The 12,482-nt window shown below is 58.2% G+C and carries 12 protein-coding genes; 5 read left to right on the forward strand and 7 right to left on the reverse strand.

Going from position 1 to position 12,482, the window contains the following annotated elements:
• Positions 1–1,188: 1,188 nt before the first annotated feature.
• From EDD53_RS09255 to EDD53_RS09265, 3 genes are all read right to left on the reverse strand, one after another.
• Positions 1,189–2,043 (reverse strand): fumarylacetoacetate hydrolase family protein, encoded by an 855-nt coding sequence (locus EDD53_RS09255; RefSeq protein ID WP_123792929.1) that lies wholly within the window; start codon positions 2,041–2,043, stop codon positions 1,189–1,191.
• Positions 2,044–2,137: 94 nt separating this feature from the next.
• Positions 2,138–3,127: an NAD(P)H-quinone oxidoreductase gene (locus EDD53_RS09260; protein WP_123792930.1), complete on the reverse strand. Its 990-nt coding sequence runs from the start codon at positions 3,125–3,127 to the stop codon at positions 2,138–2,140.
• A gap of 53 nt (positions 3,128–3,180) precedes the next feature.
• A complete protein-coding gene (locus EDD53_RS09265) occupies positions 3,181–4,161 on the reverse strand; it encodes a VOC family protein (protein WP_123792931.1) in 981 nt (326 codons plus the stop codon).
• A gap of 40 nt (positions 4,162–4,201) precedes the next feature.
• Here EDD53_RS09265 and EDD53_RS14745 point away from each other — a divergent pair, with 40 nt between their 5' ends.
• Both EDD53_RS14745 and EDD53_RS09270 read left to right on the forward strand, forming a co-directional pair.
• Entirely contained in the window at positions 4,202–4,351 is a 150-nt protein-coding gene (locus EDD53_RS14745) for a hypothetical protein (protein ID WP_170162730.1), read from the forward strand.
• Positions 4,352–4,362: 11 nt separating this feature from the next.
• Entirely contained in the window at positions 4,363–5,142 is a 780-nt protein-coding gene (locus EDD53_RS09270) for a helix-turn-helix domain-containing protein (RefSeq protein WP_281277948.1), read from the forward strand.
• Positions 5,143–5,529: 387 nt separating this feature from the next.
• On the opposite strand, the gene EDD53_RS09275 is transcribed toward EDD53_RS09270, so the two are convergent.
• The 4 genes from EDD53_RS09275 to EDD53_RS09290 all read right to left on the reverse strand — a co-directional run bounded on the left by EDD53_RS09275 (position 5,530) and on the right by EDD53_RS09290 (position 10,189).
• Positions 5,530–6,537 (reverse strand): TRAP transporter substrate-binding protein, encoded by a 1,008-nt coding sequence (locus EDD53_RS09275; RefSeq protein ID WP_123792933.1) that lies wholly within the window; start codon positions 6,535–6,537, stop codon positions 5,530–5,532.
• Between the two features lie 90 nt (positions 6,538–6,627).
• On the reverse strand, positions 6,628–7,929 hold the full coding sequence (locus EDD53_RS09280; RefSeq protein WP_123792934.1) for a TRAP transporter large permease: 1,302 nt from the start codon (positions 7,927–7,929) through the stop codon (positions 6,628–6,630).
• 27 nt (positions 7,930–7,956) lie between these two features.
• Positions 7,957–8,490 (reverse strand): TRAP transporter small permease, encoded by a 534-nt coding sequence (locus EDD53_RS09285; protein ID WP_123792935.1) that lies wholly within the window; start codon positions 8,488–8,490, stop codon positions 7,957–7,959.
• Positions 8,491–8,542: 52 nt separating this feature from the next.
• Positions 8,543–10,189, reverse strand: a complete 1,647-nt coding sequence (locus EDD53_RS09290; RefSeq protein WP_425464057.1) for a bifunctional 3-(3-hydroxy-phenyl)propionate/3-hydroxycinnamic acid hydroxylase — start codon at positions 10,187–10,189, stop codon at positions 8,543–8,545.
• Between the two features lie 153 nt (positions 10,190–10,342).
• Between EDD53_RS09290 and EDD53_RS09295 the strand changes: the two genes are divergently transcribed.
• From EDD53_RS09295 to EDD53_RS09305, 3 genes are all read left to right on the forward strand, one after another.
• A complete protein-coding gene (locus EDD53_RS09295; RefSeq protein WP_170162731.1) occupies positions 10,343–10,744 on the forward strand; it encodes a hypothetical protein in 402 nt (133 codons plus the stop codon).
• 354 nt (positions 10,745–11,098) lie between these two features.
• On the forward strand, positions 11,099–11,635 hold the full coding sequence (locus EDD53_RS15130; RefSeq protein ID WP_123792938.1) for a recombinase family protein: 537 nt from the start codon (positions 11,099–11,101) through the stop codon (positions 11,633–11,635).
• Positions 11,611–12,405 (forward strand): recombinase zinc ribbon domain-containing protein, encoded by a 795-nt coding sequence (locus EDD53_RS09305; RefSeq protein WP_148087108.1) that lies wholly within the window; start codon positions 11,611–11,613, stop codon positions 12,403–12,405. Before EDD53_RS15130 ends, EDD53_RS09305 begins: the two co-directional genes overlap by 25 nt.
• Positions 12,406–12,482 lie beyond the last annotated feature (77 nt).

Raw genomic sequence — 12,482 nt, forward strand, 5'->3', positions numbered from 1 at the left:
TGGTGCGACCACGTAATCTGGACTGGCGACCCTTCTCTTTCTTCAAACTCGAACATTTGATTGGGGCTTATGACCCCGGAAGCATGTTTACATGCGGGAGGGCGCAACCGCCGAAGCCTATGCATGCTGAAGTGCGTGGTGTAGCCTGACGTTTCAAACCGCTGAACACCGATCAAGCATAGCAACAACGTTTCTTTTTTCACTAACTTCCCTTCCTACCTTCAGCGGCCGTTTCTTAGACCACGGGTCCGGGTGCCCCGGTCGAACGGCGGTAATAGGGCATAGCGCAAGCGAGCACTGTTACGACGGATCGAAAGCACATTGCTGAGTGCGGTGTTTCAGCAATGTGCAAAATTTTGGATGTCTTTTTTGTAGAGGACCATCGTCTCTGAACCCGCCGGTGTGACGGTGTTGCTGACGTCTTCGGCGCGGCCTGCATATGACGATCCCACAAAGGGGCTTGCCACAAGCTTAGTTCATCATCTGGATCGACGGTCTGCAGTTCATCAGCAGCCTTGATGAGTGTGTTCAAATCATCAAGTACTTTTGCTCCACCCGCGATTGACACACCAAGCTTATCGGCAGCAATATCGAAGATTTGCTGAATGCCCTCTCTCACCGTGTCGATTGTCTTGTTGAACTTGGCGCGATCTCAATTGAGCCTTTCGCGATCCTGATGCAATTTTCTGCGATCTCTGGTGACGTTTGCACGATCATCTTCGGTCTTTTTAACGAGCCGCCAAGTTCTCATGTTCAGCATTATCGAGAGTATCAGACTGGGTGCATAACGCGCGGACCTCTCATTCCAGTGCCTTTGTCTCAGTCTCGTTCTTTTCAATGACATCAGCAATGGCTCTTGCGGCGATCTTCTCAGCTTGCCATCGCACTCGCGTTTTGCGGGTTCTTTTTGGGCCATCACGATTCAAGGCACATGGAGTGCCCAGAGGTCATTTTAAGGCAACCAGACGGCCGGCCCTGTGCCTCGCATCTGACGGTAAACTGGGTGTGGACCGAGGATGACATCATCGGCGTAAAGGTCGGTCTCGCAGATCGGTCGCTTGGTTTTAATCGGATTGGTCATATGTCTACCTTTCTCCCTGCCCAAGCCTGTCACTTGGGGAGGTGATTGCGCAGAACGCTCTGATAGAAATGTCCGTCAGATGTATGCCCGTAAGACCGGCGGTATAATCACTGGCCCTCGTCGCGGATCGGATTGGAAAGCGTCCCGATGCCCGAGATTTCCACTTCGATCCGGTCGCCATCTTTCATGAACAGCTTGGGCTCGCGGAACAGGCCGACACCGCTGGGCGTGCCTGTGGCAATGACATCCCCCGGCAGCAGTTCGGTTACGATCGATAGATAGGCGATCAGTTCGGGGATGTTGAAGGCCAGATCAGAAATCGGTGTCGATTGCACGACTTCGCCGTTCAGCCGGGTTTCCATGGTCTGTGCTGCCGGATCGGTCATCTCGTCAGCTGTGACCAGCCAAGGCCCCATTGACCCACTGTCGACAAAGTTCTTGCCTGCCCAGAACTGCGAGGTGTGGCGCTGGTAGTCACGGATCGACCCGTCGTTAAAGCAGCTGTAGCCGCCCACATACGCCATGGCGTCGGCTTCCGAGATGTTGCGCCCCGCTTTGCCGATAATCACCGCCAGTTCGCCTTCGAAATCGAACCAGTCGGACGCCTGCGGGCGGATCATCGGCACATCGTGGCCGACCACCGAAGACGGGTAGCGGGTGAAAATCGACGGTTTGGCCGGCTTGTCGCGGCCTGTTTCGGTGATGTGGGTCATGTAGTTCAGGCCGATGCAAATGATCTTGTCCGGATTCGGCAAGGGCGACAGCAATTTGACCGATTCCATGTCCAGCACTTCGCCCGTTTCAGCGGCGGCTTCGAGCTGATCCAGTGCGCCCGCCGCCATCACCGCCCGCAGGTCGGGGAGTGTGGCGTGCAGCGCCTTGCCTGCGTCGTGAAGTTTACCGTCCTGCACAATACCGTAAGATGCGGTACCGTCTGAAGTGATATAAGAAGAAATACGCATCGCTAAGCTCCGTTAATTGGTGTTGATTGGGTTCTAGCGCGAGCGGCAGAACTGGACCCCAGCCTATTGGCTCGTGTCCACATCGTGGACAGCCCTAGTCTGAAACAGCCAGAACGATCTTGCCGATGTGGTGGCCCTTTCCCATTTCCCGATGCGCCTGTGCGGCGTCGGACAGCGGCAGGACAGCGGCCAGTGCCGGACGCACCTGCGTGCCCAGCAAGGGCCAGACATCGCGGCGGATCATCTGTGCCACCTCTGTTTTTCGCGCAAGCGCCAGCGGGCGCAGCAATGATCCGGTGATCGAGATGCGCTTGGCCATCAGTTTTTTTAGCGGCACGCTCAGCGCGCCACCGCCCGACAGATGCGCAATGCGCCCGTCAGGGGCCATCATCTCTAGATCCGCGTCAAGATGCGCACCTGCAGAGACATCCAAAAGCGCACTGATGCCCTGACCGCCTGTGGCATCCAGTACTTTCATAGCCAGTTCGGTGTCATTGTAGTTGAACGCATTGCGCGCGCCGAACCGTTTGGCGGCGGCGACCTTATCGGCGCTGCCGCAGGTGGCCAGAACGCTATATCCCAGCCCGGACATTGCCTGAAGCGCCAGATGGCCGACGCCGCTGGTGCCGCCGTGCATCAGGGCGAATTCGTCGGGTCGAAGCTGCATCAGGAAAAAGAAGTTCCACCATGCGGTGAACAGGGCTTCGGGCACTGCTGCGGCCTCTGTCATGCTTAATCCTTCGGGCACCGGCATCGTCAGGGCCACATCTGCCAGAGCATATTCGGCGTAACCGCCGCCTTGCAACAACGCCATCACCGGCGCGCCGATGTCCAACTCAGTCACCCCCGGCCCCAGCGCAACGACAACGCCAGAGGCTTCGAGCCCCGGTACCGGGTTGCCATCATGGTGAATGCCCGCAGCACGTTGCAAACAGTCGTGGCGGTTGATGCCCGCTGCCACGACGCGGATCAGCACTTGATGCGCTCCAGGTTGCGGTAGGGTCATCTGCGCGGGTTGCAAGACCTCTGGCCCGCCCGCTTCGGAGATGATGATTGCGGTCTGAAGATCTGGTAACTTGGTCATGCGCATAAATCGCTCCGTGCCGTGATTATAGCGACTGGTATTTTTGGCCGCGGTCAGTCCTGCCGAACAACCGAATCCAGCCAGGCGCAATTGGGCACAGGATCGGCGGCGCGCTTGCCACGGCTGGCCGCGTCTATCCGCATCTCGCGCATGCGTTCGCGGGCCGGATCGCCGTCTGGCAGATGCACCCGTTCGTGGCCCCAATAGCTGGGTCCGTCTGTCGTTTCGTGCGCCTCCCATGTCTCGGGCTCGATCACCCGTGCGCCCCAGCCATATTCGACGAAAAAACCGGAGGGTGTTTTGGCGTAAAAGCTCATCATATGGTCATTGGAATGCCGCCCCAGCGTATAGGCCACGCGCCCCTCTTCTTGTTGGGCGATGTCATAGCCTTGGCCTACATCGTCCAGAGATTGCAGCTCGACCATGAAATGATGCAACCCTTTGCGGCCCGATCCGACCATGGCAAAGCTGTGGTGACGCCCGTTAATGTGGAAGAAATACAGCGGAAATGGGGTCAGCCCATAATCGGTAACGCTAAAGCCAAGAAGATCGCGGTAGAACGGCAAAAGGGCGGAGGCATCTTCGACGTGCAACACCGCATGGCCCATGCCCAGCGTACCCGTCTTGAACCCCGAAATGGGTCGCGCTGGGACGAAGGGATCACTGGCGATCTGCGGTTTCCAAAAAACTTCGATGTGGTTGCCATCTGGATCGTTAAAGGAAATCAGCTGACTGACCAAACGTTGATCGGCCAAAGCGGCGGTTTCAACGCGCACCGCCACGCCTGCGTTTTCAAGGCGGCTGGCCAGACGGTCCAGCTCGTCGGGGTGGTCCACTTCCCACCCCATGAAATCCAGCCCCTCTTGCCCGTCATCGGTGACCAGAAGACGCTGCTTACGGTCGTCCATACGAAAGGCCCGCGAATTGCCGCCGCGATCCACTTGCTGCATGCCCAGAAGGTTGGTGGCAAAGCCGCTCCAATCTTCGGTCTTTGAGGACCGGATGCCGATATATCCAAGTGAACTGAGGGTCATGGGCCAGATTCCTTTCGGGTGTAAGCGAGTGCTGCAAACTATGGTAAACCAAGCGGCGGATCTTGCACTGGCGGCAACCGCACTTGTTCGCCTGTCGGACAAATCGACTGGTGTGCCCCGCCAGAACCAGCGCTTTGTTGACTTAGCCTGTGTCGGTGTCATGATCGACAAAGGCCCCGTGCGGAAATAAGGAGATTTAACATTTCAAACTTTGGATCCGTCCGGTCGCTAGAGCGAGGATTGCTCATCCTTCAGACGCTGAACCAACGCAACGGGCTGAAAGCGGCCGAGGTCGCGGCGGTGACCGCCATTCCGCGCCCCACCGTCTACCGGCTGCTGGAAACGCTCGAAGGGCTGGGATTTGTGAGCCGCGACTATTCGTCGGAAAAATGGCGCCCGACCTTGCAGGCCAAAACGCTCAGCTCTGGGTTTCGGCATGAGGATTGGGTCATGCAATCCGCCGTGCCGGAAATGGTGCGGCTAGGGCGCGAAATCCTGTGGCCGCTCGCTCTGGTGACGTTCAACGATTATCAAATGGAAATCAGGGAAGCGACGCATAACATCAGTCCCTACTCCATCGACCACGGGATGGTCGGGGTGCAATTGCCGGTGCTCGATACCGCGGGGGGGCGCGCCTATCTGGCCTTTTCGCGCGAGGACGTACGCGAGCAGACCCTAGCAGGCCTGCGCGCGCGGCAGGGCCTGCAACATCCGGTGATATTGCAAGACGGGCCCTTGGGGCATGTACTGGACACTTGCGTGAAACTGGGCGTCGGCTACCGCAAGGAAGGCTACCGGCTTGGCACGCAAAGCATCTCTGCGCCAATCTATCGCGGCGCGCAGGTCGTGGCCTGTCTGACTGTGATCTGGACTGGCAGCGCCTTGTCCTTTGACAAGGCGCTGGAGCAGTATCGCGACAAGCTGTTGGCGAGTACGAAGGGGATCACCGACGCGTTGGAACAGCTCGACACCCTAGATTAATCGCGCCCCGCCGCCTGCGACGCCCAGCGATATGCATCCCAGATCAGGGCGTCGGCCTCGGGCGTGCCGTCGCAGATGATCCCGTCCTGCAAAAGGCCGGCCCGCAGGCAGCAGACGAAAGCCAAGATAGCGATAGCGTTCAGGGAGCGCGGAAAAAACGGTCTGGATCATGAAATCGGTGAAGCCGCCCCGAAACCGAGTGACAAAGATCGTGCCCTTCGGGGTGAAGTAGGCGCGCGGATCGTCTCAGCGCCGCTGGTCGCGACATAGGCCCTAGACCTAGATCAGCTGCGCGATCTCGGCGATGTCTTTGGCTGCATCCATTGCCAGAATCCTTGCTCAAAGCCGCTCCGGTGCCGACGGGTTTGGCGGCGCCCGAGCGCTGGATCAATTCGCGGCTGCGGCCTCGTCGATCGCCATGACGAAGGCGTCATAGATGACCTGCCCGTTTTCGTGGCCCGCGATCCATTCGGTCGTGGACAGCGAAAGCGCGTCTTTCCACTGCTGGGTCAGTGCGTCATCTGGCTCGATCACGCTGATGTCGTTGGCCGCCAGCACCCGTTCGCGTGCTTCAGCGACGTCCTGGTCAAAGGATTTACTGAAATCTTCGGAAAATACCTTGCCCGAAAATTGGTCGATTGCGGCTTTGGCCTTCTCCGACAGGCTGTCGTATTTGGCCTGATTCATCACGATCAGCATCGGCGTCGCGCCCAGCGGCATGTCCAGATAATAGTTGATTGTTTCACCGACGCGGAAGGTTTCGATCGCGCTGAACTGGGTGAATGTCCCCGAGATCAGACCGCGACTCATCGCCTCGGCCATCCCCGGTCCGGTGATCCCGCCCACCGGCACCGCACCAAGCGCGTCGATCGCGCTCAGCATGGTCGGACCAGGCGCGCGGAAGTTCTGGCCCTTCATGTCGGCAGGAGTGCGCACCTCGACGGTGCTGGCCACGGCGTTGGGGGAGGATGTCATGACACCGATCAATTTGAACTTCTCATAATCGCCGGTGAGCAGCCCCTGCTCATAGAGCGACCACATCGCCTTTGAGCCGACCGTGCCATTGGGCACCAAGAACGGCAATCCTCCGATAGTGCCCTGGTCAAAGCGTCCGGGAGTATAGCCAGGGATCACCCAAGCGATGTCGGCCACGCCGTCTTCGACCAACTGAAGCTGCTGCGCAGGATTGCGCCCCAGCGTGCCGCCGGGAAAGATCTGAATGTCAAGTTCGCCGTCAGAGGCGGCATTCACCTTGGCCGCCCAGGGCGTCAGGATGTTCTTGGTGACATGCGCCACGGGGGGCTCAAAGCTGGAAAACCGCAAGATCTCGGCACTGGCGGTGCTGGCAAAGGCGACGGCCGCGGCGGTCGCGATTAGGATATGTCGTAGGTTCATGGTATCCTCCCTGTTTGTGTCGTCATTGTAGCGCTGTTGCGGGTTGCGCTCGACGGCCCAGTCAAACTCGTCCGCAAGATGGACAGGTGGTCAGCCGATGATGCTGGGCAGCCAGAGTGTGAGCGCGGGAAACAGCACCAGAATGATCAGCCGCACCAGATCGGCCACAAGGAACGGCACGATGCCGCGGTAGATCGTGGTGATCCTAACATCGCGATACATCACTTTCAGCAGCATCACGTTGATGCCGATCGGTGGGGTAATCAGGCCTATGCCGATCACCACAACGTTGATGATACCCCACCAGACCAGATCATAGCCCAGCCCCTGAATGACTGGGATGACGAAGGGCAAGGTGATGACCATCGCCGCCACCTCGTCAAAGAAGGCGCCCAAGATGATATACAGGACCAAGATGCCAAAGATCACCATCAACGGATCGACCGACGCCTGCGAGATCACCCCAACGATATAGGACGCGCCGCCCGTGACCGAGATGAAGTAGGAAAAGATCGTCGCGCCGAAGACCATGATGTAGATCATCGCGGTAGAGCCGCTGGCCTCGGCCATCACGCGCAGGAAAGTGGCGCGATCCAGTCGGCGACGCAGCAGCGCAAAGAGGAAGGTGATGACCACCCCGATGGCGGCGGCCTCGTTCACGGTGAAGATGCCAGAATAGATGCCGCCCAGCACCACAACCGCCAACAAGATCACGCCCCAAGCGCGGCCGATGGCCGCCAGCCGCAGCTTGAGCGGCAGTTTGTCAGAACGCGGGGCGCTGTCGGGGTTGCGCATCACCGTCACTTGAACCGCAGCGGCATAGAACAGAACAGCCAGCAGGGCAGGAATGATCGCGGCCGTAAACAGTTGAAGCACCGATTGTTCGGTCAGCACCGAATACAGGATCATCATCGCAGACGGTGGCACGATTATCCCCAGCGTTCCGCCTGCAGCGACTGCGCCCGATGCCAATGCCGGATGATAACCCCGCGCCAGCATCTCGGGCATAGCGACCCGTCCGAAGGTGGCCGTTGTTGCCACCCCCGATCCACAGATCGCACCAAAGCCTGCGCTGGCCACAACGGTCGTCGTCGCCAGACCGCCACGGCGATGGCCAAACAACGCGCTGGCCATATCATAGACATCCGATGCCAGCCCGCTTGCTGCGGCAAGGCTGCCCATCAGCATGAACAGCGGGATCACCGCAAGATCAAGCGAGCCCATCGCCGAAGCCGGTTCGCTGGCCAGCAGCGAAATCGCAGGGCCCCAGCCGACGACCTGCGCAAATCCCACAACGCCAACCAGCGCCATCGAAATACCAATCGGAACGTGCATAAAAATCAGCCCCATCATGGCGGCGCAGCCGATCATGGCAATAACAAGAGGATCCATATCCGTTTCCTTTAAGTCTTTGCGCGGTCAGAGCGAAGAAGATGGGTCGTTGGGCCGCGCCGCGTCTGTGTCGCGGCCGCCAAACAAGGATGAAATGTCGCTGATCAGCACCATTGCCTGCACGAAAGCCGCCAGCCACAGCATCACTGTGGCCACGCTCCACCACGGCCAGACCTGCCAGCCCAAGACCCAAGTCCGGTCGCCGTTAGCCTTTAGTGAGCCGACGTAACCGACAAATTGCCAAGCAATCAGCGCGATCAGGGCAAAGGTCAGCACGCTTGAAAACACCTCAAGCAATGCCTTCATGCGCGGGCTGGCTATTGCCCCGAAAACCTCGACGCGGATGTTTTGCTTCATCGCAAGGTTGGCGGGAATACAGGCAGAAATAACCACGGCCATGACGACCGAACTGACATCATTGACGCCCTGAAGGGGTGCCTTGAACAGCCAGCGCATCAGCACGTCAGAGGTTGTCATCAGCGCCAGTACCAGCAGGCCAGTGAAGCCAACTAATGCCAGTCCCCGCGCCAGAGCATAGGATCTTTTCCAGATAAGTTGCATTGGGTCTCCTCCCCCCTCGCAATGTCTTTGGCAGCTCTTTTCTGCCCCGTTCTCAGGCCGTCATGTCGACAGCCTTGCGTGCCGTATCGGTCTGTGTCAACAGCGCTGCGTAGCGTTCCAAGGTGGCCGACAATGCCTCGGGGTAGAATGCCGCGGCGCAATACCGGTCGGGCCGGACCAGCATGATCTGGTCGCGGTGGGTCAAAAACGGGCGGATGGCTTGCGGATCGACAGGACTCAGCGCGCCCAGATCTCCGCTGCCCATGGTGTCTAGCGTGATCGCAGTCAGCGGCAGGTCAAGCAATGTGTCCTGCTCTAGCGCGGCCAGCGCCGCCGCCCCTGCAGCATTTTGTGCGATCAGGCAGAAGCCCGGCCCTGTCACGTCGTCAAGCAACTGCACCTTGCTGTCCTTGTGCACCTCAGGCTGGGGGATCATTTCGCCCACCAAGGATGCCTCGAAAAGAGGGGTATCCAGATCCAGAAACAGACCCTCACGATACCGCGGCTTTGGCTTAAACCGCATGTGGACCAGCCAGTCTTTCACAGCTGGAAACGGTTCAAGCGCCTGCATCATCAGGTCGCGGAACACGATCTGGTCGCGCCCGGCGGGCATCACGATGCTGCCCATAGCGACGGCAAGCTGGATCATGTCCCACGCGGGCTTGCGCCGCTCTGCCTCGTAGCTTTGCATGATATGCGCATCGGCACCGCCGCGCAGGATTGCGGCAAGTTTCCAAGCGACATTGAGCGCGTCGCGCAGGCCCGCGTTCATGCCCTGACCGGCAAAAGGCGGTGTCAGATGCGCCGCATCCCCCATCAACACAATGCGTCCCGACTGGAATTGCTCGGCCATGCGGGCATGGAAGCGGTAGACGGTTTTGCGGATAATATCTTTGGTGCGGTAGGGCCGATAAGGGGCCATCAGCGCCTCAAGGAACCCGTCCTCCAGAACCTGTTCGCGGGTCTCGCCCGGTTGCAGCATGAATTCGTAGCGCCGCCCGCCATACGGGGCAGGCACGCTGACCGTTGGCCGCGAACCGCTACAAAAGAACTTGGAATAAAGGGTCTGGTCAGGATCGTTCACTGTGTCGACAACAATCCAGTCTTCTGCATATGTGTTGCCGGACATGGGAATGCCCAACCGCTCTCGGATCGGGCTGCGCCCACCGTCACAGGCCAGCACCCATTGTGTGCGGATCTGATGGCTATGACCCTCCGCATCTTGCACCGTGACCAGCGCATGATCAGGCCCGTTGCGTACATCGGTCACTTGGGCCCCGAAGTGCAGTGTGCCCGGAGACCTTTGTGCCGACACTTCGCGCAGCGCCGCCTCAAGCTCGGGCTGGAAGAAGAAAATTCGCTTGGCAAATCCAAAGTTGCGCGCCCCCCGCCCCGTCGCTGCAAAGCAGTTACCCTCGTCGTCGTAATACCGCGATCCGACGCCTTCCAACGCGTCATTGAGGTAGGTCTTGTCCAATCCGAACACCTGCATCGTGCGCGCCCCTTCGTCGTCAATCACGAGGGCGCGCGGAAGGTTCATCGGCCCCGCGTTTTGCTCCAAGATAACGCAATCGATTCCATAGACGGCCAGCAAATTGGCCGCTGTTAGACCTGTCGGGCCTGCGCCGACGATGACGACCGGAATATCTTTGGGGTAGTGGGGCATCGGGTGGACCTTTCCACGTCTTTCTTGCTTCATAACCTGTCTTGTTGTGGCGTGCGCGGGGGGCTGCGTCTATCGCTTGGCCCCAGCTGTTCACAAGATGGACAGCCCGTCGCAGGTCATGCCGATGATGGCGCGCCTGCGCCTTGCAGCCGCAGTGCGCGATCGTCAGTTCGAGCAGCCTGTCATTTGCTGCTCAGCACACTAGGCGCCAAAGACCGCATCGCCGCCCTGCTCGCTGGCCGTGCCGCAGAGAAAGTTGTCTTTGGCGAAGCGCTCAATGGTGCCGGCCAAGGGCAGAACTCAGACCTCGAACTCGCGACCAAACTAGCCGGACAAATGACCTATGAATGGGGGCTAGGAGACCAACTGGTCTACGATCCGATCGAGGCTCAAACAGTTTCCCGGACAACGGCAAAATACCTGGACAAAACACTTCGAACTCAACAGCTTCGCGCGATCCAGATTCTTGAGGGTCGAAAGGAGCTGGTCGCGACGATTGCCACAGCGCTTTGCAAAAACCGTGAGTTGTCCGGTGATCAAATTCGCAAGTTCTTGAGAACAGAAGAGTCACCGACAAACACCGCGTAGGCCAAGGGATGTTAACCTAAGTTATCCACATGAACCTGAACGCATGGCATAGCGCCCTAAATTATTCCTCATATGTGACCCGAATGCGCGATCAAATGGATCGCTTTATGGACACTAAACGCCGCGACACCCGCGGACTGAGGAATTCAATGAGCAAGGCTCGACACCACAAAATCAGCCATGTGCCGATACCAACAATCTTAAACCACCGACTTTGCGTCGCACATTCCGAGCTGATACTTGCCAAAAGCTCCGCAGAATCCACGCGCATCACTGACTTTACGCCGCAGTTAAATCTCTCGCCCGCGCAGCTGCCCGCACCGACCATTCTCAAAAATCAAAGGAACAAAGCCAATGACCCGACCTCTTCGCGCTGCCCTTTACGCCTGTTTTTCAACGGATATGCAACGCGATGCATCGATCGATGACCCAGTTCGAACGTGCCGAGATTATGCAACGAGACAAGGCTTAGAAGTCGTCGAGGTGTTTTCGCATAAGGCAATGGCCGGCGCGAGCCTCATGCGTAGCGGGATTCAAAACCTTCTGAGGTCAGCAGCAAGCGGACCGTTCGATAGTGTCATCTCGCAAGCGCAGGATCGCCTGTGGCGCAATCAGGCTGATATCGCATCGGTCTATCAAATGCTCGAGTTCAAATCAGTCGCAATTGAGACAGTCAGCAAAAGATCAATCTCTGAGATGCATATCGGTCTCAAAGGCACCATGAACGCGCTCTTTTTAAAAGACCTAGGCGCAAAGACCCAGACACAGGCACAGGCAAACGGGTATCGCGCCTCAACCCCGCAGAGGACTGGGTCATTACAGATGTCCCAGACTTGCGGACCATTGACCAAGACCTCTGGGAGGCAGTGCGGACCCGCCAAGGGGCGATGAAGGTCAAAAACACCAACACGCCGATCTGGGACCGCCGCCGGCCCAAAACCCCGTTTTCTGGCCTTATGACCTGCGGCCAATGCGGGGGCGGATTTTCAAAAGTGAACAAACACAGCTTTGGCTACTCAACCGCACGCAACAAGGGCAAGGCTTGCTGCACCAACATGGCGATGATTTCACAAGAGGAACTGGAACGGCTTGTGCTTGCTGCGCTGCAAAACAACCTGATGGATCAAGACGCTTTGGAGATGTTCTGCGCAGAATTCGCCAAAGAGCGCAATCGCCTGCAGGCCTCAGCCTCGCAGAACCGTAATGCCCTAAGCAAAGAGCTCACAACAGTTAAAGCCGACCATGCCAAGCTGGTCGACGCGATCCTCGCAGGCATCCCAGCCGATCAAGTCAAAGACCGGATGCTGGCCTTTGACGCGCACCGCATTGAATTGGAAGCGCAGCTTGAACGCGACCCCGCCCCTTCACCCATCCGCATTCACCCAAAGATGGCGGAGACCTACCGCGATAAGATCAGCGATCTGATTTCGCAACTTCAGGAACCAGATGGCATGCTGGAGGCAAAGGATGCCTTGCGCGGTCTGGTAGATAGCATTGTGCTCACGCCAACGGAGCCAGAGAGCAAACTGTCCGTCCACCTTCATGGCGCTCTTGCTGAGCTGTTGTCGCTCAGCTTGGGCGTAAAACGCAAAGAAGGCCTGAGTGACAAAACCCAAGCCGTTGATACTATTGAAGAATTAATGTTGGTTGCGGGATTATGATTTGCCTGGACGCCCCCGAGTGCATGATTTTCATGCACGGGGCATTGCGTTAGCAATGTTCAGTAATCAAGAAGTTT

The organism is Pacificibacter maritimus (genome assembly GCF_003814915.1).
Classification (GTDB): Bacteria; Pseudomonadota; Alphaproteobacteria; order Rhodobacterales; family Rhodobacteraceae; genus Celeribacter; species Celeribacter maritimus.

Bases quoted from the DNA above. Each gene is read 5' to 3' on its own strand.
- EDD53_RS09255 (WP_123792929.1), bottom strand. From the start codon at position 2,043: ATGCGTATTTCTTCTTATATCACTTCAGACGGTACCGCATCTTACGGT.
- EDD53_RS09260 (WP_123792930.1), bottom strand. From the start codon at position 3,127: ATGACCAAGTTACCAGATCTTCAGACCGCAATCATCATCTCCGAAGCG.
- EDD53_RS09265 (WP_123792931.1), bottom strand. From the start codon at position 4,161: ATGACCCTCAGTTCACTTGGATATATCGGCATCCGGTCCTCAAAGACC.
- EDD53_RS14745 (WP_170162730.1), top strand. From the start codon at position 4,202: ATGGTAAACCAAGCGGCGGATCTTGCACTGGCGGCAACCGCACTTGTT.
- EDD53_RS09275 (WP_123792933.1), bottom strand. From the start codon at position 6,537: ATGAACCTACGACATATCCTAATCGCGACCGCCGCGGCCGTCGCCTTT.
- EDD53_RS09280 (WP_123792934.1), bottom strand. From the start codon at position 7,929: ATGGATCCTCTTGTTATTGCCATGATCGGCTGCGCCGCCATGATGGGG.
- EDD53_RS09285 (WP_123792935.1), bottom strand. From the start codon at position 8,490: ATGCAACTTATCTGGAAAAGATCCTATGCTCTGGCGCGGGGACTGGCA.
- EDD53_RS09290 (WP_425464057.1), bottom strand. From the start codon at position 10,189: ATGAAGCAAGAAAGACGTGGAAAGGTCCACCCGATGCCCCACTACCCC.
- EDD53_RS15130 (WP_123792938.1), top strand. From the start codon at position 11,099: ATGACCCGACCTCTTCGCGCTGCCCTTTACGCCTGTTTTTCAACGGAT.